The sequence below is a fragment of the Streptomyces sp. NPDC107550 genome, assembly GCF_055639095.1.
The window spans coordinates 56,596-77,309 of record NZ_JBVKBC010000005.1 but is presented as its reverse complement, the minus strand read 5'-3'; the positions used below and the strand labels follow the sequence as shown (position 1 = coordinate 77,309).

At 71.8% G+C, this 20,714-nt stretch carries 12 protein-coding genes and 4 tRNA genes; 8 read left to right on the top strand and 8 right to left on the bottom strand.

The window, feature by feature from the left end; translation table 11 throughout:
- The first annotated feature begins 58 nt into the window (after positions 1-58).
- Positions 59-1,156 (top strand): phosphoribosylformylglycinamidine cyclo-ligase, encoded by a 1,098-nt coding sequence (gene purM, locus ACZ7LY_RS09350; protein WP_471623920.1) that lies wholly within the window; start codon positions 59-61, stop codon positions 1,154-1,156.
- Positions 1,157-1,353: 197 nt separating this feature from the next.
- Here the strand turns inward: purM and ACZ7LY_RS09345 are convergent, their stop codons facing one another.
- On the bottom strand, positions 1,354-1,614 hold the full coding sequence (locus ACZ7LY_RS09345) for a DUF3073 domain-containing protein (protein WP_471623919.1): 261 nt from the start codon (positions 1,612-1,614) through the stop codon (positions 1,354-1,356).
- A gap of 273 nt (positions 1,615-1,887) precedes the next feature.
- On the bottom strand, positions 1,888-2,949 hold the full coding sequence (locus tag ACZ7LY_RS09340) for a Leu/Phe/Val dehydrogenase (RefSeq protein ID WP_471624155.1): 1,062 nt from the start codon (positions 2,947-2,949) through the stop codon (positions 1,888-1,890).
- Positions 2,950-3,262: 313 nt separating this feature from the next.
- Between ACZ7LY_RS09340 and ACZ7LY_RS09335 the strand changes: the two genes are divergently transcribed.
- Positions 3,263-4,108: a DUF8083 family protein gene (locus tag ACZ7LY_RS09335; protein ID WP_471623918.1), complete on the top strand. Its 846-nt coding sequence runs from the start codon at positions 3,263-3,265 to the stop codon at positions 4,106-4,108.
- A gap of 504 nt (positions 4,109-4,612) precedes the next feature.
- The gene (bldC, locus tag ACZ7LY_RS09330; RefSeq protein WP_003949541.1) at positions 4,613-4,819 is read left to right on the top strand and encodes a developmental transcriptional regulator BldC; all 207 of its coding nucleotides are present in this window, start codon (positions 4,613-4,615) and stop codon (positions 4,817-4,819) included.
- A 782-nt stretch (positions 4,820-5,601) separates the two neighbouring features.
- On the opposite strand, the gene ACZ7LY_RS09325 is transcribed toward bldC, so the two are convergent.
- Positions 5,602-5,676, bottom strand: a tRNA-Asp gene (locus tag ACZ7LY_RS09325).
- 203 nt (positions 5,677-5,879) lie between these two features.
- Positions 5,880-9,884, bottom strand: a complete 4,005-nt coding sequence (gene hrpA, locus ACZ7LY_RS09320) for an ATP-dependent RNA helicase HrpA (RefSeq protein WP_471623917.1) — start codon at positions 9,882-9,884, stop codon at positions 5,880-5,882.
- 151 nt (positions 9,885-10,035) lie between these two features.
- Between hrpA and ACZ7LY_RS09315 the strand changes: the two genes are divergently transcribed.
- A complete protein-coding gene (locus ACZ7LY_RS09315; protein ID WP_471623916.1) occupies positions 10,036-11,130 on the top strand; it encodes an ABC-2 transporter permease in 1,095 nt (364 codons plus the stop codon).
- A gap of 112 nt (positions 11,131-11,242) precedes the next feature.
- Here the strand turns inward: ACZ7LY_RS09315 and ACZ7LY_RS09310 are convergent.
- The 4 genes from ACZ7LY_RS09310 to ACZ7LY_RS09295 all read right to left on the bottom strand — a co-directional run bounded on the left by ACZ7LY_RS09310 (position 11,243) and on the right by ACZ7LY_RS09295 (position 13,198).
- Positions 11,243-11,319 (bottom strand) — tRNA-Phe (locus tag ACZ7LY_RS09310).
- 23 nt (positions 11,320-11,342) lie between these two features.
- Positions 11,343-11,417, bottom strand: a tRNA-Asp gene (locus tag ACZ7LY_RS09305).
- Positions 11,418-11,455: 38 nt separating this feature from the next.
- Positions 11,456-11,528: transfer RNA gene (locus ACZ7LY_RS09300), tRNA-Glu, on the bottom strand.
- Positions 11,529-11,608: 80 nt separating this feature from the next.
- Positions 11,609-13,198 (bottom strand): metallophosphoesterase family protein, encoded by a 1,590-nt coding sequence (locus ACZ7LY_RS09295; protein WP_471623915.1) that lies wholly within the window; start codon positions 13,196-13,198, stop codon positions 11,609-11,611.
- Positions 13,199-13,257: 59 nt separating this feature from the next.
- Here ACZ7LY_RS09295 and ACZ7LY_RS09290 point away from each other — a divergent pair, with 59 nt between their 5' ends.
- From ACZ7LY_RS09290 to ACZ7LY_RS09275, 4 genes are all read left to right on the top strand, one after another.
- Positions 13,258-13,608: a metallopeptidase family protein gene (locus ACZ7LY_RS09290; protein ID WP_471623914.1), complete on the top strand. Its 351-nt coding sequence runs from the start codon at positions 13,258-13,260 to the stop codon at positions 13,606-13,608.
- A gap of 598 nt (positions 13,609-14,206) precedes the next feature.
- The gene (locus tag ACZ7LY_RS09285) at positions 14,207-14,758 is read left to right on the top strand and encodes a hypothetical protein (RefSeq protein WP_471623913.1); all 552 of its coding nucleotides are present in this window, start codon (positions 14,207-14,209) and stop codon (positions 14,756-14,758) included.
- A gap of 215 nt (positions 14,759-14,973) precedes the next feature.
- On the top strand, positions 14,974-17,226 hold the full coding sequence (locus ACZ7LY_RS09280; protein ID WP_471623912.1) for a DEAD/DEAH box helicase: 2,253 nt from the start codon (positions 14,974-14,976) through the stop codon (positions 17,224-17,226).
- Positions 17,227-17,489: 263 nt separating this feature from the next.
- Entirely contained in the window at positions 17,490-20,705 is a 3,216-nt protein-coding gene (locus ACZ7LY_RS09275; protein ID WP_471623911.1) for an FG-GAP-like repeat-containing protein, read from the top strand.
- Positions 20,706-20,714 lie beyond the last annotated feature (9 nt).

The window sequence follows — 20,714 nt, the reverse complement described above, 5'->3', positions numbered from 1 at the left end:
CGACCGGGCGCCCCGGCGTCCTCGTATCCGTGTTCACCAACCCGAAAGATCCCAGGCAATGTCTGCTGCGTCCGATCAATCGACTCCTCCGACGGGCACCGGCGGCGCGTCCTACGCCTCCGCCGGCGTCGACATCGAAGCCGGCGACCACGCCGTCGAGCTGATGAAGGAGTGGGTGAAGAAGACGCGGCGCCCCGAGGTCCTGGGCGGTCTCGGCGGCTTCGCCGGCCTCTTCGACGCCTCCGCGCTCAAGAAGTACGAGCGCCCGCTGCTCGCCTCCGCCACCGACGGCGTCGGCACCAAGGTCGACATCGCGCGCCGCCTCGGCGTGTACGACACGATCGGTCACGACCTGGTCGCCATGGTCATGGACGACATCGTCGTGTGCGGCGCCGAACCGCTGTTCATGACCGACTACATCTGCGTCGGCAAGGTCCACCCCGAGCGGGTCGCCGCCATCGTCAAGGGCATCGCCGAGGGCTGCGTCCTCGCCGGCTGCTCCCTCGTCGGCGGCGAGACCGCCGAGCACCCCGGGCTGCTCGGCCCCGACGACTTCGACGTCGCGGGCGCCGGCACGGGCGTCGTCGAGTACGAGAACCTGCTGGGCCCCGATCGCATCCGCAAGGGTGACGCCGTGATCGCGATGGCGTCCTCCGGGCTTCACTCGAACGGGTACTCGCTCGTACGGCACGTCCTGTTCGACCGCGCCGGGATGACCCTGGAGCAGCGCGTGGACGAGCTGGGCCGCACGCTCGGCGAGGAACTGCTCGAACCCACCAAGATCTACTCGCTGGACTGCCTCTCGCTGACCAGCACCACCCCCGTGCACGCCTACAGCCACATCACCGGCGGCGGCCTCGCGGCGAACCTCGCGCGGGTCATCCCCGACGGCCTGCACGCCACCGTGGACCGCTCCACCTGGGCCCCCGGCGCGATCTTCGACCTCGTCGGCAAGGCCGGCCGGGTCGAGCGCCTGGAGCTGGAGAAGACGCTGAACATGGGCGTCGGCATGATGGCGATCGTGCCGACGGAGTCCGTGGACGTCGCGCTCGCCACCCTCGCCGACCGGGGAGTCGACTCCTGGGTCGCCGGTGAGATCACCGACCGCGGCGCGCACACCACGGGCGCCGAGCTGACGGGCGACTACGCGGCGTAAGGATGGCGGTGACCGCCCGCAGGGCAGCACAAAACCCGGTCCGGCGTGGTAGCCACCCGGACCGGGTGAGGTGCGGCAAGGATCAGAAGCGGGTCAAGCGGTGAAGAAGTGCTCCATGCGATCGATGCGTGGTGCTCGATGTGTCGGTGTGCCCGATGTTCTCGATGTGACTCGATGTATATCGAACTGCTGCGAGGTCAAGCGCCGCGACGGCGGGACGAGGGACCGGACTCTTCGTCCTCGTCCTCGTCGCCGTTGTACAGATCCGCGTAGCGGGCGTACGGGTCGTCTTCCTCGTCGTCGTCGAACGGTTCGCCGTTCGGCGGCTGGTTCGATACCGGACTCGACGTCGATGCGCCCAGCTCGCTGGCCAGACGCGACAGGTCAGTCCCGCCGCTGTTGTACTTCAGCTGGCGGGCGACCTTCGTCTGCTTGGCCTTGGCCCGGCCGCGCCCCATGGCTCGACCCCCTCGGTGACGGGGCTCGACGGCCCCAGAGTCTTGACACGCGTTCATGATCTGGAACGGACTCTCCGCGGAGAGACCGGTCCGTAGGGCTTCCACGGTACCTGAGCCCACGCCCATACGGTACGTCGCCCGCAGGACGCGCCAGGGCGCAGAACCAGCAAGGAGCCCTGTCCTCGCTGGTCAGATGCGATTTTAACCTCTTCTTGGCCCACGACCCGCCCGGGAGGGTGACTCTCGTTACGTCGCCGTGGGCCGGCCGTCCGATCAGGCCCCGCCGCGGGCCTCCGCCATGCGCTGCTCGGCGATCCGGTCGGCCGCGGCGGCCGGCGGAATGCCGTCACTCTTTGCACGAGCGAAGATGGAAAGCGTGGTGTCGAAGATCTTCGCCGCCTTCGCCTTGCAGCGGTCGAAGTCGAACCCGTGCAGCTCGTCGGCGACCTGGATCACGCCGCCCGCGTTCACCACGTAGTCCGGGGCGTAGAGGATGCCCCGGTCCGCGAGGTCCTTCTCGACGCCGGGGTGCGCGAGCTGGTTGTTGGCCGCGCCGCACACCACCTTCGCGGTCAGCACCGGCACGCTGTGGTCGTCGAGCGCGCCGCCGAGCGCGCAGGGCGCGTAGACGTCCAGGCCCTCGACGCGGATCAGCGCCTCGGTGTCCGTGACGACCGCGACCTCGGGGTGCCGCTCGGTGATCCGGCGCACCGACTCCTCGCGCACATCGGTGACGACGACCTCGGCGCCGTCCGCGAGCAGGTGCTCGACGAGGTGGTGGCCGACCTTGCCGACGCCGGCGACACCGACCTTGCGCCCGCGCAGCGTCGGGTCGCCCCACAGGTGCTGGGCGCTGGCCCGCATGCCCTGGAAGACGCCGTACGCGGTGAGGACCGAGGAGTCGCCCGCGCCCCCCTGCTCCGGGGAGCGGCCGGTGGTCCAGCGGCACTCGCGCGCGACGACGTCCATGTCCGCCACGTACGTGCCGACGTCGCAGGCGGTGACGTAGCGCCCGCCGAGCGAGGCGACGAACCGGCCGTAGGCGAGCAGGAGTTCCTCGCTCTTGACGACGTCCGGGTCGCCGATGATGACGGCCTTGCCGCCGCCGTGGTCGAGCCCGGCCAGCGCGTTCTTGTAGGACATGCCGCGCGCGAGGTTCAGCGCGTCGGCGACGGCCTCGGCCTCCGTCGCGTACGGGTAGAAGCGGGTGCCGCCGAGGGCCGGGCCGAGCGCGGTGCTGTGCAGGGCGATGACGGCCTTGAGGCCGCTGGCGCGGTCCTGGCAGAGCACGACCTGCTCGTGGCCGCCCTGGGCGGAGTGGAAGAGGGTGTGCAGGACGTCCGCCGGGGCGGTCGAGGCGCCAGAGAGGGCGGCGCCGCCGGTGGGGGCGGCGGAGAGTGCGGTGTCGGAGGTGGTGACAGCGTCGCCGGTCACATCGGTCACGGTGGTGACTCCCAAGTACGTAGCGGCGGTTGGCCGGCGGGTCCGTAGGGGTGGCGGGCCGCGCCGGTGGTCCGGTGGTTCGTGGCAAGAGATTAGAGCGTGGGCGGGTCCGCCACGGGCGCAGTGCGCAGGATCACTCTCCCGCGTCATGCCGCCGTCGCCGTACGGTGGTGTTCTCCGGTCGGCGGGCGGAAAGGGAACAGCGGTGCCCAAGGTCTCGTCGGTGACTGTTCCCTACGCCTCCTATCTGCGGGTGTACGAGCCGCTCGCGGCCTTCCCGCAGCCCGAGCGCGCGCACTGGGAGCGCTACGCGAAGCGCCCCTCGCGCCCGTCCTGCCAGGACGAACTGCGCCGCTCGCTGACCGATCTGCTGCCCACACCGCCGGTGCCGGTGCCGGTCCACGAGAGCGACGACGCGTTCGTCGTGCAGGTGGACGGGGTGGTGTGCGTGTGCCCGTGGCGTACGCGGCTGCGCGGCTGGCAGGCGCTGGAGGAGCTGCCCGAGCGGTTCCCGGCGCCGGTCCTCGACGCGCTCCTGCCGCCGGTGGTGCGCCGCCAGGCCGTCGCCGACCACGAGCGCTGGCGCGCGCGCAACCCGGACGCCCGCCCCTGGATCCGCACCTCGACCTGGCAGGTGCCGCTCGCCTGGTTCGTGCTGGTCTCGGACGAGGAACGCGAATACGTGCGCGGCAAGAGCGCGGACGGCGGCCCCTACCTGCGGTACCGCACGCCAATGGTGCAGGCCAGGCGCCGGGTGGCGCGTGCCCTGAAGGCGCTGCGGGAGGCGGTCGACGAGGCGCCGCTGATCGAGGGCCTGGTAGATGTGGGGCGGTGGCTGGAGGAGTTCCACCCGCGCGCGTACGTCGAGCTGGACTACGGCGGGCTGGTGCACGTCCTGCCGGCCGAGCTGCTGGAGGCGGACCGCTCGGCGTCGGACGTCGCGGACGGGATCGCCGCGCTGCGGGCCGGGGACGAGGACCGCGCGGGGGAGGCGTACGCGCGACTCGTGGCACGCTGGCGTGCGGTGCGCGACCGTCAGTTCGCCAACTGACGGACGTTCGCCAACTGACGGACTTGATCCGGTTCTTAGGGACCTACGTCCTGATCTGGACGTTTGGCTCAAGAGTGTCGAAGCGTGACGGACCGCACTAACTTCGCCCTTGCGTCCATCACCCCTCCTCGTGCCAAAATAGGACAAGGAGTCCGGGGAGGGCTCTGTCCGTCCAACTAAGTCCAACCATGGACGGATTACTCGGCATCGCACTGCCTCTGAGGGGTCTGGTGGCTCCTGATCGCTCTGTGACTGATCGTCACGGCGGCGTGACTGTCCGCTATGGCACGGTCCATCGGCTTCCGTCGGTGATGAACACCTGGGAGGGCAATTCCATCGGTTTGGCCGACGCGGCTGGACAGATGGTGTAGTTGTAGTGCCGAGGACAAGCCGTTCGTCCTATAACCGACTCGACTCGCGTCAGCCATTTCGGGCAACGCGGGTCAAGGTGCAGAATTTAGAGGAAAGAACCGAGAAGGTTCGGTTCTCCCGAGGAGGCCGCTCATGACCGCTCGCACCCCTGATGCCGAGCCGCTGCTGACCCCGGCTGAGGTCGCCACGATGTTCCGCGTCGACCCCAAGACGGTCACGCGCTGGGCGAAGGCTGGCAAGCTCACGTCGATCCGCACGCTCGGCGGACACCGCCGTTACCGCGAGGCCGAGGTCCGCGCTCTGCTGGCGGGCATCCCCCAGCAGCGCAGCGAGGCCTGAGGCGCCGCATAGCGCAGCAATACCGGGCGTTCCGGGTCCCCCAACCCGTATCGCGCCCACCCCATAGCTCCACACGACGTGGGTCCTGCCCCAACAGGACAGCCTTCTCGTGAAGGTCCCACCGAAGCGTCATCTCCACAGCAGCACGTGGTGCGTCGTCAGATCGCGCTGGACTCCGCCGGGTCCAGCGCGATCTTTTTTGTGCGCGTGTGGGCCCTGCCGGCGGCTCCTGGCGGTCGGCCGTGCGCGTCCGTGTCGGACATTGGTGGGTCCCCGGGGGTACGAGGGGGACGCCTGCGCGGGCAGTGCAATTGCACATATTAAATTGAGCGGTTGTAGGAAGGGCGTAAGAAACGGTGTTTCCAAAACTAGTTCGGTGACACCCGTCACACGGCGGGGCGCTTGTTGCCGGTGACACCCTTGCGCTAATGGGGCCGGCCGCGCCTCGGGGCCCGTCCGTACCCATGGCCGGCGGCCTCCGGGGCTCCGCCCTTCGTCCGGCCGGTCCCTTCCAGGCTCCCACTGGACGAGGGGCGCGCGGGCCGCCTTTGGTCATGCCTTGAAGGGACTTTCGTCCTCCCGCGCCCCGGGGGTGCTCTCGCGGCCGCCCAGGGCGCCCTGAGCGCCCGCCCCGGCCACGGGACGGCTCCCGGGCGCCCCGTGGGCCCGTGAGGCGCGGAGCCGGGCGCCCGACGCCCCGTCAGAAGGGCGCGCCCGTACGGGAACACGCGCCGCGCACACGCAGAAGGGCCCGCACCGATCGGTGCGGGCCCTTCTCGCTGCGGTCCTGACGGGATTTGAACCCGCGGCCTCCACCTTGACAGGGTGGCGAGCACTCCAAACTGCTCCACAGGACCAGGAGCTGCGGCGCCGGGCTGATGTTCTTCCTGCGCTGCGAGAAGGACTCTACAGCAGCGCGGGCCGTGCGGTCGAACTCACCGAACGCGTCCGTCCCGTCACGCACATGTCACGTACGGGACGGCTCCGCACGCACGCGCGCGGCGGCTCCGTACGCACGCGCGCGGCGGCTCCGTACGCACGCGCGCGGCGGGCCCGTACGTCACGGGACCAGCGCGTCGATCGCCTTCACGATCCGCTTGTCGGAGACCGGGTGGGCGGTGCCGAGCGCGTGCGCGAAGTAGCTGACGCGCAGCTCCTCGATCATCCAGCGGATGTCCAGGACCGCCTGCGGCACGGGCCGTCCCTGGGGCATCTGCTCCAGCAGCCACGCGTACTCGTCCTGCATCTCGTGGACCTTCGCCATCCGGGTGGTGTCCCGCTGGACGTTGGTCGGCATCTGCTGCAAGCGCCGGTCGGCGGCGACGAGGTAGCGCATCAGGTCGCCGAGCCTGCGCAGCCCGGTCGCGGTCACGAACCCGGGCTTCACCAGGGCGTCCAACTGGGCCCGCACGTCCTGGAGGTTGGGCAGCAGGGCCGGGCTGTGCGTGGACTTCAGGCGCCGCTCGCACGCCTGCCACGCGGCGAGCACCTGCTGCACCTGCCCGACCGTGCGCACCGTGGTGTCGACGATCTCCGCGCGCACCTTCTCGTACAGCGCCCGGTACGCCTGCTCGTCCCAGACCGGGCCGCCGAAGTCCGCGATGAGCTGGTCGGCCGCCGCCGTCGCGCAGTCCTCGAAGAGGGCCTGGATCGAGCCGTGCGGGTTCGCGGAGAGGGCCAGCTTCGCCGCGTTGGTCAGCTTGTCGGACGCGAACTTCGCCGGGTTGACCGGGATCGTGCGCAGGATGAGCCGCCGCGTGCCCTTCCACATCGCCTGCGCCTGCTCCGCCTCGGTGTCGAAGAGGCGTACGGACACGGTGTCGCCGTCGTCGACGAGCGCCGGGTACGCCTTGACCGGCTGGCCGGCGCGGCGCGTCTCGAAGACCTTGGCGAGCGCGCCGATCGTCCAGTCCGTCAGGCCTGACCGCTCGACGGACTCGCCGCCCGAGCGCTCGGCGGTGGCGGCGGCGGCCTTGGAGATGGCCTGGCGCGCCTTGGGCCGCAGCCGCAGCTTGAGCGCTTCGAGGTCCTTGTCCTCGGCCAGCTTGCGGCGCCGCTCGTCGACGATCCGGAAGGTGATCTTCAGGTGGTCGAGGACGCGGCTCAGGTCGAAGTCCTCCGCGCGCACCGGCACGCCGACCATCTGCTGCAACTCGCGCGCCAGCGTCACCGGCAGCGGCTCCTGCAACGGCACCGCCCGCTCCAGGAACGCCTTGGCGAAGTTCGGTGCGGGCACGTAGTTGCGCCGGATCGGCTTGGGCAGCGAGCGGATCAGCTCGACGACCACGTCCTCGCGCAGCCCCGGGATCTGCCAGTCGAAGCCCTCGTCGGTGACCTGGTTGAGCACCTGGAGCGGGATGTGCACGGTCACGCCGTCGGCGTCCGCGCCCGGCTCGAACTGGTACGTCACCCGGAACTTGAGGTTCCCCTGCCGCCAGGAGTCCGGGTAGTCGGCCTTGGTGACCGCCTCCGCCGACTCCCGGATCAGCATGGAGCGCTCGAAGTCGAGGAGTTCGGGCTCCTCGCGCTTCTTGTGCTTCCACCACGAGTCGAAGTGCGCGCCGGACACGACGTGCTCGGGCACCCGCTGGTCGTAGAAGTCGTAGAGCGTGTCGTCGTCCACCACGATGTCGCGGCGGCGCGCCCGGTGCTCCAGCTCCTCGACCTCGGTCAGCAGCTTGCGGTTGTCCGCGAAGAACTTGTGGTGCGTGCGCCAGTCGCCCTCCACCAGCGCGTTACGGATGAACAGCTCGCGGGAGACCTCGGGGTCGATCCGCCCGTAGTTCACCTTGCGCTGGGCGACGAGCGGGACGCCGTACAGCGTGACCTTCTCGTACGCCATCACGGCCGCCTGGTCCTTCTCCCAGTGCGGCTCGCTGTACGTGCGCTTGATCAGGTGCTCGGCGAGCGGCTCGACCCACTCCGGCTCGATCTTCGCGTTGACCCGCGCCCACAGCCGGCTGGTCTCCACCAGCTCCGCCGACATCACGAACCGCGGCGGCTTCTTGAACAGGGCCGAGCCGGGGAAGATGGCGAACTTGGCGTTGCGCGCGCCCACGTACTCATTACGTCCGCGGTCGCGGCCGGCCTGCTTGGGGTCCTTGGCCTGCGACTCCTTGGTCTCCTTCACGTCCTTGAGCCCGATGTGCGAGAGCAGTCCGGACAGCAGGGAGATATGGATGGAGTCGGCCGGCGCGTCCTCGTCGTTGAGGTGGATGCCGAGCTGCTTGGCGACCGTGCGGAGCTGTGTGTAGATGTCCTGCCATTCACGGATGCGCAGGAAGTTCAGGAATTCCCGCTTGCACATCCGGCGGAACGCGGAGGAGCCCAGCTCGCGCTGCTGTTCCCGTACGTACCGCCACAGGTTGAGGAACGCGAGGAAGTCGCTGGTCTCGTCCTTGAAGCGGGCGTGCTGCTGGTCGGCCTGCGCCTGCTTGTCGGAGGGGCGCTCGCGCGGGTCCTGGATGGACAGCGCGGCGGCGATCACCATGACCTCGCGCACGCAGCCGTTCTTGTCGGCCTCCAGGACCATGCGCGCGAGGCGCGGGTCCACGGGGAGCTGGGAGAGCTTGCGGCCCTGCTGCGTGAGCCGCTTGCGCGGGTCCTTCTCGCCGGGGTCGAGCGCGCCCAGCTCCTGGAGCAGCTGCACGCCGTCGCGGATGTTGCGGTGGTCCGGCGGGTCGATGAACGGGAACTTCTCGATGTCGCCGAGGCCGGCCGCCGTCATCTGGAGGATGACGCTCGCCAGGTTGGTCCGCAGGATCTCCGCGTCCGTGAACTCCGGCCGGGACAGGAAGTCGTCCTCGGAGTACAGCCGTACGCAGATGCCGTCGCTGGTGCGGCCGCAGCGGCCCTTGCGCTGGTTGGCGCTGGCCTGGCTGACCGGCTCGATGGGCAGCCGCTGCACCTTCGTACGGTGGCTGTAGCGGGAGATGCGGGCGGTGCCCGGGTCGATGACGTACTTGATGCCCGGGACGGTCAGCGAGGTCTCCGCGACGTTCGTGGCGAGCACGATCCTGCGGCCCGTGTGCTGCTGGAAGACGCGGTGCTGCTCGGCGTGGCTCAGGCGCGCGTACAGCGGCAGGACCTCGGTCGAGCGGTACTTCTTCTTCTCCAGCGCGTCCGCCGTGTCGCGGATCTCGCGCTCGCCGGAGAGGAACACGAGGATGTCGCCGGGCCCCTCGGCCATCAGCTCCTCGCACGCGTCCGTGATCGCGGTGATCTGGTCGCGGTCGGCGTCCTCGGAGTCCTCTTCGAGCAGCGGGCGGTAGCGCACCTCCACCGGGTACGTCCGGCCGCTGACCTCGACGATCGGCGCGTCACCGAAGTGCCGCGAGAAGCGCTCGGGGTCGATGGTCGCGGAGGTGATGACGACCTTGAGGTCGGGGCGGCGCGGCAGGAGCTGCGCCAGATACCCGAGCAGGAAGTCGATGTTCAGGGACCGCTCGTGCGCCTCGTCGATGATGATCGTGTCGTAGGCGCGCAGATCGCGGTCGGTCTGGATCTCCGCGAGCAGGATGCCGTCCGTCATCAGCTTCACGAACGTCGCGTCCTGGTTCACCTGGTCGGTGAAGCGGACCTTCCAGCCCACCGCGTCGCCCAGCGGCGTGCCCAGCTCGTCCGCGACGCGCTCGGCGACCGTGCGGGCCGCGATCCGGCGGGGCTGGGTGTGCCCGATCATGCCCCGCACGCCCCGGCCGAGGTCCAGACAGATCTTGGGGATCTGCGTGGTCTTGCCGGAACCGGTCTCACCGGCCACGATCACGACCTGGTGGTCGCGGATCGCGTCCGCGATCTCGTCCTTCTTCTGGCTGACCGGCAACTGCTCGGGATACGTGACCCGCAGCGCGGCGCGGCGCTCGCGGCGCGCGTCGGTGCGGACGGCGACCTTGTCGGCCTCCGCCTCGATCTCGGCGATCACGGCGGCGCGGGCCTCGGGCTTCCGGATCTTGCGGGCGCCCTCCAGCCTGCGCCCGAGGCGGTGCGCGTCGCGCAGGGACAGCTCGGTGAGCCGTCGCGCGACAGCGGCGAACGGATCGGCGGCGGGGGCAGGCTGCGTAGACATACGTCCTCCAGGATCTCACCTCGGGGAAATTCGTGGCGAACGGTTTTGCCACGGCCCCGCGACCGCCCGGCGCCGGCGTCGCGGCACGCGTGCGCGCGGGCGGGACACTCGTCGGGATGTATGGCGCTTAGGTGTGATTTAGCGTGCAGGTATGTCGCATCTGCCCGAAGAGGAACAGCCCCGTCCGCACCCGCCGCACGGGGAGCACGGGCGCCCCCCGACCCGGGCCGAGCACTGGGCGAACTTCAAGAAGTCGCCGTTCTTCCCCGCCTCGGTCCTGGTGCTGATCCTGGCGGCGGCCGCGGCCCTCTTCGCGGCCTCCTACACGTACGCCATGGCCAACCCGACGCCCCACCACATCCCGACCGCCGTCACCGGCCAGTACCAGCAGGCGCGCGGCAAGCAGTTCGTCGGCGCGATGGAGAAGGCGCTCGACGCGCAGCTCGATCTGAAGGCGTACGACACCCGGGCGGCGGCACGCGAGGCGATCGACGCGCAGAAGGTGTACGCGGTGCTGGACGTCCGCGACGGCGGCGCCCGCGTCGACCTCGATGTCTCGGGCGCGTCCGGGGTCACGGTCGCCCAGGTCTTCACGGAGGCGGGCCCGGCGGTCGGCAAGGCCACCGGCATCCCCGTCTCCGTGCACGACGTACGGCCGCTGCAGAGCGGGGACCCGCGCGGGCTGACCCTGTTCTACATCTCGCTGGCGGCGGTGATCATCGGCTTCGTCGGCGCGATCCAGCTCAGCGTGCACGCGCGCGGCCTGAACCCGGCGGAGCGGATCGCGTTCACGATCGCGTACGCGCTGCTCGGCGGTTTCGCGGTGGCGGCGGTCGCCGACTGGTGGCTCGGGGCGGTCGATCTGCCGTTCGTGGAGTCCTGGCTGATCCTCGCGCTGACGATGTTCACGTGCGGGATGGTCTTCACGATGTTCAACACGTTCTTCCACCGCTGGGCGATGATCCCGACCTGGGGTCTGCTCGTCCTGCTCGGCAACCCGGCCTCCGGCGGCGCGGTCGCCCCGCCGCTGCTGCCCACGGTCATCGGCCGCGTCGGGCAGTGGCTGCCGCCGGGCGCCTCGGTCAACGCCCAGCACACGGCCGTCTACTTCCAGGGCCACCAGCACGCGTTCCCGTTCCTGGTGCTCGCCGGCTGGGCCCTCGTCTCCAGCGCCCTCTTCTGGTTCTGGCGCCACCGCCACCCGGGCGGCCGGGGCACGCAGCCGCTGCACGCGGCGGCGGTCTGAGCGGCGCGGGGTCGGCCTGCGGCGGCGGGGCTGGGGGCGCGGGGGCCCGGCCTGCGCTGGGAGGTGCCCGGAAACGACTCAGGGCCCCGTCCGATGGACGGGGCCCTGAGGCTGGTGGCTGGGGCCGGGGTCGAACCGGCGACCTATCGCTTTTCAGGCGATCGCTCGTACCAACTGAGCTACCCAGCCACGAAGTTCACGAGGAACTTCAGCGGTCCTGACGGGATTTGAACCCGCGGCCTCCACCTTGACAGGGTGGCGAGCACTCCAAACTGCTCCACAGGACCAAGCTGTTGTGTGCAACAGTGTCGCACACGGACTTGCGTGCCCCCAACGGGATTCGAACCCGTGCTACCGCCTTGAAAGGGCGGCGTCCTAGGCCGCTAGACGATGAGGGCTATCGGCCCGCCTGGGCGCTTCGCAGCGCGTCGGGGACGTGAGAAGCATATGGGATGCGGGGAGGTATCGCCAAAACGGTTTACGGGGAGCTCGCCGGGGCGCTGGGGGAGCGGGTCGCGCCGGGCTGGTTCTCCTTCGGCAGATGGCGGCTGACCTCGGCCGTCGTCAGGCCGAGCCCGCCGAGCCTGATCTCGTCCCACGCCTGGAGCCGCTTGGTCTCGCGGTCCACGTAGAGGACGGACGCCTCGACCGGGTCGGGGTGGCCGTTCTTGTTGTCGACCGCGCGCAGCCCGCTGCCGCCCGTGGAGCCCTCCACCCGCAGCCGCGTGCCGAGCGGCAGCACCTGCGTCTGCTCGTGGTGGATGTGCCCGGCGAGGACCAGCGGGACCGTGCCGTCGACCTCCTTCGCGGCGACCGGCTCGTGCGCGAGCGCGATGTCCACCGGGGTGCCGGCCGCCTTCTGGTCGCGCAGCGCGGACGCGAGCCGCATGCCCGCCATCCGCTCCGCCGGGTCGCCCAGCGTCTTCGTGGCCCGGTCGGGCGTGTACTGCGGGTCGCCCGTGCCGGCGAAGCGCAGCCCGGCGACCGACACGGCCCGCCCGTCGTCGAGGACCCGCACGTTCGGGAACCGCTTCCGGTCGGCGAGGTACTTCTGGGTCTGCGCCCTGGAGTCGTGGTTGCCGCGGATCCACACGTAGGGCGCGCCGAGGTCCTTGACCGGGTCGAGGAAGGCGTTCTCGGCGGCCGAGCCGTGGTCCATCGTGTCGCCGGTGTCCACGATCACGGAGATCTTGTACTGGTCCACCAGCGAGGAGATGATCTTCCAGGACGCCGGGTTGAGGTGGATGTCCGAGACGTGCAGCACGCGGATCGTGGACGGGTCCGGCTGGTACGTGGGCAGCGTGGACGTCACGTCGTAGAGCTTGGTGACGTTGGTGACGAGCCGCGCCAACTCCTGCTGGTAGACGTTGAACTCGGTGACGATCGAGCGCGCGTTGCCGACGACCGCCGGCGCCGAGCTGAGCAGTCCGGAGAACTTCGGCTCCAGGACCGACTTCGGGTTCCAGGTGGCGTACGCGGTCGCGCCCGACGCCACCAGCAGCGTCAGCGCGAGCCCCCCGGCCGCCAGCGCGCGCCCCGGCCGCCGATACACCGCGAGCCCCAGCGCGGTCGCCCCCGAGACCACCGCCACGCACGAGCGCAGCGCGAGGTCGGCGGTGCCGTGCTCGACGTCCTGGGCGACCTCGTCCTGGAGGCCCGACAGCCGCTCCGGGTGGTCGACGAGGGCCTGGGAGCGGACCGGGTCGAGCCGGTCCACGTCCACGTCGAGCCGGACCGGCGCGGTGTGCGAGCGCAGCTCCAGGGCGCCCAGCGGCGACACGTTGATCTTCGTACCGCCCGTCAGGGACGGCCGCAGCGTCATCTTCGTGTCCACCGGCCCGACCGGCGCCCGCACGCTGCCCACGATCAGCAGCCCGAGCCACGCCCCGAGCAGCACGACCGCGCCCATGCCGAGGGCGCGGGCATAGGGGTGCGGCGGCTGCACCAGCTCCAGGACGGGCCCCTGGCGCCGGGAACGGAGGTGCCTGCGCAGCGCCGAAGGGGCGGCGCGCGTCCCCCGTATGCGGCGCGGGATCCGGCGTATGGCGGCGGCGGGCGAGCGAGCCATTGCTCCCGTATGCCCATGTGGACGGGTGGATATGCGGCGGTGTACCGGACAATGGCGGGGTGCTGGAGATGACGCGTGAGGAGTTCGAGGAACTGGTCGCCGAGGCGCTCGACCGGATTCCGCCCGAGTTGACGCGGCTGATGGACAACGTCGCGGTGTTCGTGGAGGACGAGCCCCCCTCCGACGACCCCGACCTGCTCGGCCTGTACGAGGGCACGCCCCTGACCGACCGCGGCGAGTGGTACGCGGGCGTCCTGCCCGACCGCATCACCGTCTACCGCGGGCCGACGCTGCGCATGTGCGAGACGCGCGAGGAGGTCGTCGCGGAGGCGGAGATCACCGTCGTCCATGAGATCGCCCACCACTTCGGCATCGACGACGAGCGGCTGCACGCGCTCGGGTACGGGTGAGTCGGCGCGGCGGGTGCGCTTGGGTGTGAGCGCTGCTCTTGCGTGCGGCGGGTGCTCTTGGGCGTGAGCGCTGCTCTTGCGTACGACGGGTGCTCTTGGGTGTGAGCGGTGCTCTTGCGTACGGCGGGTGCTCTTGGGTGTGAGCGGTGCTCTTGCGTACGGCGGGTGCTCTCGGGTGGGAGCGGTGTTCTCAGGCGTGAGCACTGCTCTCGTGTGCGGCGCGGGCTCTCAGGCGTGAGCACTGCTCTCGCGTGCGGCGCGTGCTTTCGGGCGTGAGCGGTGTGCTCGTGTGCGGTGCGTGCTCTCGCGTAGGAGCGGTGCTCGCACGCACGGGCATTGCCCTCGGGTGGGAGCGGCGCTCTCGCATACGGGCATTGCTCTCGTGTGGGAGCGGCGCTCTCGCATACGAGCACTGTTCTCGCGTGCGAGCAGTGCTCTCGCGTACGCGGGACAGGGGCTCGCGCCGCTCTGGCGTGTGGGGAGTCGGGTGCGGCGCGGCGGGGCGCGGGTTTGTGCGGGGTTTGTGTGGCGCGTGTCCTCGCGCGGGGCGCGGGAGTTGGGGACGGTGACCCCCTCACGTGCCCGGAGGTGCCCACCCGTGCGCCAGCTTCCCGTACCGCCCCCGCTCCGTGCCCCGCGCCTGGCCCGGCTCGCCGCCGCCACCCTGGCCGTCGCCGCGGCCGCCGGCTGCATGAGCGTGGCCGACGACGGGCACCGGCCCGCGCCCTCGTCGCCGTCCGCCACGCACCGCGGCCGGGGCGGCGCCGACCCCGACGGCGGCACGGTGTACTCCGGCGCTTCCGGCGGCGCCCGGGCCTCCGGCGAGGCGCGGGAGCGGGGCGGCTCGGCGGGGCCGGAAGCCTCCGCGCCCGCCTCCGGTTCCGCCGCCGCGCCCTCCTCCGGCGCGCCGAGCGCGGGCCGGGGCGCGACCGCCGGGCCCGCGCGCCCCACCCCGTCCACCCGGGTGGGCACCCCGCGTCCCACGCAGCCGGACCCGCCGGCGCCGACCGTGCCGACGCCCGACCCGCCGACGCCGGACCCGCCCGCGCCGACAGTCGCGGAGCCGTCCTCGTCGGCGCACGAGCAGCAGACGTCGGCGCAGACGATGGCCCAGCCGCAGCCGCAGCCGCACGCGGGTCAGCCCGTGTGAGGGGCGTCTCAGTGAGCGGGTTTGCCATGGGGGGTGGCAGGTGCGTATGGTGGTAGATCGTTTGATCCCATTTGCCCGGCGCCGTCAGAGAGCGCCGCGTGGCGCGTACTCTCCCTTGCCGTGGCCGGACCGCATTGAGGCGGTCGACTTGCGAAAGCGCAATTACACGGAGTTGACGGGCGCGTGCCGAGACTCCGGAAGGTTTCGCATTTCGCATGTCCATTTCTGCTGAACACCAGGCTGCCGTCGCCAACGACGAGCTCGTCGAGAACACCGACACCATCGAGAACATCGAGAACGCCGAGAGCGCCGAGAACATCGATGCCGCCGTCGACACCGTCGAGGCCGTAGAGATCCTCGAGGACGACGAGCCCACGCAGACCTTCGGTGACCTCGGTCTGCCCGAGGGCATCGTGCGCAAGCTCGCGCAGAACGGTGTGACCACCCCCTTCCCGATCCAGGCCGCGACCATCCCGGACGCCCTGGCCGGCAAGGACATCCTGGGCCGCGGCCGTACCGGCTCCGGCAAGACCCTCTCCTTCGGCCTGCCGACGATGGCCCGCCTGTCCGGTGGCCGTACGGAGAAGCACAAGCCGCGCGCGGTCATCCTCACCCCGACCCGTGAGCTGGCCATGCAGGTCGCGGACGCCCTCCAGCCGTACGGCGACCAGCTCGGCCTCAAGATGAAGGTCGTCTGCGGCGGTACGTCGATGGGCAACCAGATCTACGCCCTGGAGCGCGGCGTCGACATCCTCGTCGCCACCCCGGGCCGGCTGCGCGACATCATCAATCGCGGCGCCTGCTCCCTGGAGCACGTCGAGGTCGCCGTCCTCGACGAGGCCGACCAGATGTCCGACCTGGGCTTCCTGCCCGAGGTCACCGAGCTGCTCGACCAGGTCCCGGCCGGCGGCCAGCGGATGCTGTTCTCCGCCACCATGGAGAACGAGATCAAGACCCTCGTGGACCGCTACCTCAAGGACCCGGTCCTGCACGAGGTGGACGCCGCGCAGGGCGCCGTGACGACCATGTCGCACCACATCCTCATCGTGAAGCCCAAGGACAAGGCGCCGGTCACCGCGGCCATCGCCTCCCGCAAGGGCCGCACGATCATCTTCGTGCGCACCCAGCTCGGCGCCGACCGCGTCGCCGAGCAGCTGCGTGACGCCGGGGTGAAGGCCGACGCGCTGCACGGCGGCATGACCCAGGGCGCGCGTACCCGCACGCTGGCCGACTTCAAGGACGGCTACGTCAACGTCCTGGTCGCCACCGACGTCGCCGCCCGCGGCATCCACGTCGACGGCATCGACCTCGTCCTGAACGTGGACCCGGCCGGCGACCACAAGGACTACCTGCACCGCGCGGGCCGCACCGCCCGTGCCGGCCGCACCGGCACGGTCGTCTCGCTCTCCCTGCCGCACCAGCGCCGCCAGATCTTCCGGCTCATGGAGGACGCGGGCGTCGACGCAGGCCGTCACATGATCCAGGGCGGTGCCGCGTTCGACCCCGAGGTCGCGGAGATCACCGGCGCCCGCTCGATGACCGAGGTCCAGGCCGAGTCCGCGGGCAACGCGGCACAGCAGGCCGAGCGTGAGGTCACCCAGCTCAGCAAGCAGCTGGAGCGGGCCACGCGCCGCGCCGCCGAGCTGCGCGAGGAGGCCGACCGCCTCACCGCCCGTGCCGCCCGTGAGCGCGGCGAGGACGAGGAGGGCGTGGCCGCCGCTGTCGCCGCCGCCGCGGAGGCTGCCGCCGAGGCCGCCGCCGTCGTCGCCGAGGTGCCGGAGCAGCACGAGCGGGCCGAGCGTTCGTCCTCGTACGAGCCGCGTCAGCGCCGTGACGAGCGGGGCAACTACGAGCGCCGCGACCGCCGTGACGGCGACCGCGGTGACCGTGGCGGCCGTTCTTTCGAGCGCCGTGACAACGACCGGGGTGGCTTCCGCCGGGACAACGACCGTGGCGGTGACCGTGGCGGGCGTTCCTTCGAGCGCCGGGACAACGACCGTGGCGGGTTCCGCCGCGACGACCGTCGTGACAACGACCGTGGTGGCGACCGCGGTGGCCGTTCCTTCGAGCGCCGCGACAACGACCGGGGCGGCTTCGAGCGCCGTGACAACGACCGTGGCGGCTTCCGCCGGGACGACCGTCGTGACAACGACCGGGGTGGTGACCGTGGCGGGCGTTCTTTCGAGCGCCGTGACAACGACCGGGGTGGCTTCCGCCGGGACAACGACCGTGGCGGGCGTCCCTTCGAGCGCCGTGACAACGACCGTGGCGGGTTCCGCCGCGACGACCGTCCCGCGGGCGGCCACCGGGGCAGCGACCGCCCCTTCAACCGTGACCGCCGCGACGACCGTCCGGCCACGGGCCACCGCCCGTACGGCCGCCGTGACGACCACCGGGGCGCCGGCTCCGGTTCGGGTTCGTCCTTCGGCCGCCGCGACGAGAAGCCGCGCTGGAAGCGCAACGGCTGATCCGACGGCTGATCCGGCGGCTGACCCAACGGCTGCCGCAGGCACCGCAGTTGAGTGAAGCGGGCCCTCTCCCCACGGGAGAGGGCCCGCTTCGTCGTGCGGGTGTCCTGGCGGTGTCCGGCCGGGCTCGGACCAGGGGGGACGCCCTGCTAATCTCCTGAGGCTCCGCCTGCGCGGGGCATGGACATGCCGAGGGGCCCCACACCCTCCGTTGCGTACCAGCGCGCCGCCGTCGTCGCCGCGCGCCGTTCCGGGGAGGGCCCATGGGGGCTGTGCACAGACGTTCCGCCACGTTTGCCGCGGGGGCGGTGGGGGCCGCGTTCGCCGTCGCCGCCGGACTGCTTCCGGCCGCGCCCGCCGTGAGCGCCGCCGAACCGCCCGCCGAGTCGGTGCTCCCCGCCCCGGCCCGCTTCGTCCCGCGTTCCGAGGCGCTGCTGACCGCGGGCGTCCACGGCTATCTGCACCAGCGTGAGGGCGCGGGCGGCCTGCGCTGGACCGACCCGGCGACCGGCAGCGACCGCGCGGAGTCCTCCGGCACGTACAACACGGGCCTGCGGGCCGCGCAGAACGGCGCCCTGGTCACCGTGACCGACCTGGAGTCCGGCAGCGCGAAGGCGATCGCCGTGCCCGCCGGCCGGCGCTGGACGCGCGGGTTCGGCGCGGACACGCTGCTCACGGTGGCGGCGGCCGGGGACGGCACGATCGGGGACCTCTACCTCGACGGCGCCCCCGCCCCCGACCCCGCCCCGACGGACCCGACCGGTCCGACCGACCCGACCGGTCCGACCGACCCGACCGGTCCGACCGACCCGACCGGTCCGACCGACCCGACCGGCCCCGGCGACCCCGCCCCCGACCCCGCGACCGGCACGGACGCCACCACCACCACCACCGCCACCGCCGCCGCCCGCCGCGTCGATGGCCTGCCCGCCGGGCTCAAGCTCGGCCGCGTCGTCGCCCAGGACCGCGCCGGTGCCGTCCTCCAGGTCGCGGACGCCGACGGGGCGCGGCGCCTGTACGCGGTGGACTACGCCACGGCCGCCGCCCACCGCCTCTTCGCCTCCCTGAGCACGTCCCCCGCGCTGATCGCCCTGTCCACGGACAAGGTGCTCGGCTGGTCGTCGGGCTCCACCGCCGCCTGGACCGTCGACCGCGCCGCCGAGGACGCCCCGCCGACCAGGACGGACGTGCCGGGCCCCGATGGCGGCACGGTGTCGGCGAACGTACGGATGGCGCTCGCGGGCGACCGGATCATCTCCGTCCACAGGGAGGCCGGCGGCACCGGCGGCGGCATCGGCCAGAAGCTGTACGCCGTACGGATCGGCACGTCCGCCGCGACCGAACTGCTCGCGCACGCCTCCGAGCAGGTGACCACTGCGCCCGACGGCAGTGTCCTCGCGGCCGGCGGCACCGGCGCCGGCGACTGGGCCGTGCACCGCTTCGCGCCGGACGGCGGCCGGTCCGTCGTGGAGAGCGTGCCGCCGGTGCCCGCGCCCGTCGAGGGGCTCGCGCTCGCCGCCGGGCGGCTCGCGGTGGTGGACACCTCCAGCCCCTGGGGCGGACAGGCCATGTCCACGTACAGCCTGGACGCCCAGGGCCGGCCGGGGCCGCGTACGCAGCGGTTCCACCTCGGCGGGCTGTACGACTCCTGCTCCTCCGGGGCCTGCGGGGGCCTGTTCGGCACCGGGAACGGGCTCACCGCGTTCTCCTCGGGCAGCGCCGTGGACCTGCCGCACACCGCCGACACGCACTACGCGGTCGGTCAGGCGGCGGGCGCCGACGACGTGCGGGTGCGGGAGGCGTCGGGCCGCTACGTGCTGTTCGAGTCGGCCGCGCGCGGCAAGCTGTACGTCGGCGACGTCGAGAACCGCACGGTGAACGACGTCGTGTACCAGCGCGCCCGCTCGGCCGCCGCCCTGTGGGGCACCAAGGTGTGGAAGCCGGCGGCGACGGCCGGCAGTGTCAACGCGTACGACCTGAAGTCGAAGAAGACCTCCGCCGATGTGAAGCTCGGCTCGGGCTGCGTGCCCAAGGAGCTGCAGAACGTGGGCCGTTGGCTGTACTGGAACTGCGGCCCCACCGGCAAGGCCGGCGTCCTCGACCTCACCGCGGGCAAGAACGTCCCCGTGCCCTCCGGCGGCGACGCGCTCCTCGGCGACGGCTTCGTCGTCCGGCACGACCGCGCCGCGGGCACGCTGCTGCTCACCGACGTCCACCGGGGCGCCGGGACGGCGGCCACCACCCGCGACCTCGCGCCGCTGCCCGCCGGGGGCAGGCCGGACGGGCGGCACCTCACCTGGGACGTCGACCGGTTCACGGGCACGGTCGCCTACGTGGATGCCCAACAGCGCGTCCATCTGCGGCCCACGGACGTCCCGCGCTCGGCCGTCACGAGCCTGGAGTCCTCGTCCGAGCCGTACGTCAACCTCTCCTGGACGGACTCCGAGGGGTCCAACCGCTGGCGCGCCGCCTTCCAGCTCAACCGCCTGCCGCTGCGCTGGAAGGCCGTCTTCAAGGACGTCACCGGACGCACCGCGCGCACCCTCACCTCCGGCACCGCCGAGGGCGCGCGCCTCTCCCTCACCTGGGACGGCAAGGGCGACGACGGCAAGGTCGTCCTCGGCGGCCGGTACGCGTGGACGCTCAGCGTGGACGCGGGCGAGGGCTACCGGAGCGTGAAGTCGGGGACGACCCTGCTGGCCGGCGCGAAGACCCCGTACCGCGACTACGACGGTGACGGCGGCGGCGAGCTGTTCGGCTTCACCTCGCAAGGCACCCTGCGCGCCTCCCAGTTCCAGGGCGGGGGCAGCGTGAGCGAGACGTCCTCCAAGGGCTGGCCCACCGGCTACCGCTTCGTCCCCTTCGGCGACCTGACCGGCGACCGCTGCAACGACGTCCTCGTGCGCACCGCCTCCGACACGCTCTCCCGCTACGCCGGGGCCTGCACGGGCACGGTCACGAAGACGTCCCCGCACATCTCGCTCGGCACCGGCTGGAAGGCGTACGACCATCTGTCCTGGCCCGGCGACCTGAACAAGGACGGGCGCCCCGACCTGATCGCCCGCAAGAAGAGCACCGGTGACCTGTACGTCTTCGCCGGCACGGCGGCGGGCAAGCTGGCCGCGGGCAAGAAGATCGGGTCGGCCTGGAAGACGTACGACCAGATCGTCGGCGCGGGCGACCTCACCGGGGACGGTGTCGGGGACGTGCTCGCGCGCCGCACGGACGGCACGCTGTTCCGCTACGACGGCGCCGGGAACGGCACGCTCAAGGCCCGCAAGAAGATCGCCGCGAACTGGGGCGCGTCGTACCGCGTGGTCGTCGGGATCGGCGACCTGACCGGCGACGGCGAGAACGACCTGCTCGCGTACGACAAGTCGGGGCGGGTGTGGCGGTACGCGGGTGACGGCAGGGGCGCGTTCGGCGCCCGCAAGCAGCTCTGGGAGGGCTACCCGAACTACGCGGGCGGCCTGTCGTGAAACCGGCGG

What these genes read in the sequence shown, in the direction of transcription:
- ACZ7LY_RS09280 (WP_471623912.1), top strand. Translation starts at nt 14,974, where the DNA reads ATGTCCATTTCTGCTGAACACCAGGCTGCCGTCGCCAACGACGAGCTC.
- ACZ7LY_RS09315 (WP_471623916.1), top strand. Translation starts at nt 10,036, where the DNA reads ATGTCGCATCTGCCCGAAGAGGAACAGCCCCGTCCGCACCCGCCGCAC.
- ACZ7LY_RS09275 (WP_471623911.1), top strand. Translation starts at nt 17,490, where the DNA reads ATGGGGGCTGTGCACAGACGTTCCGCCACGTTTGCCGCGGGGGCGGTG.
- hrpA (WP_471623917.1), bottom strand. Translation starts at nt 9,884, where the DNA reads ATGTCTACGCAGCCTGCCCCCGCCGCCGATCCGTTCGCCGCTGTCGCG.
- purM (WP_471623920.1), top strand. Translation starts at nt 59, where the DNA reads ATGTCTGCTGCGTCCGATCAATCGACTCCTCCGACGGGCACCGGCGGC.
- ACZ7LY_RS09345 (WP_471623919.1), bottom strand. Translation starts at nt 1,614, where the DNA reads ATGGGGCGCGGCCGGGCCAAGGCCAAGCAGACGAAGGTCGCCCGCCAG.
- bldC (WP_003949541.1), top strand. Translation starts at nt 4,613, where the DNA reads ATGACCGCTCGCACCCCTGATGCCGAGCCGCTGCTGACCCCGGCTGAG.
- ACZ7LY_RS09295 (WP_471623915.1), bottom strand. Translation starts at nt 13,198, where the DNA reads ATGGCTCGCTCGCCCGCCGCCGCCATACGCCGGATCCCGCGCCGCATA.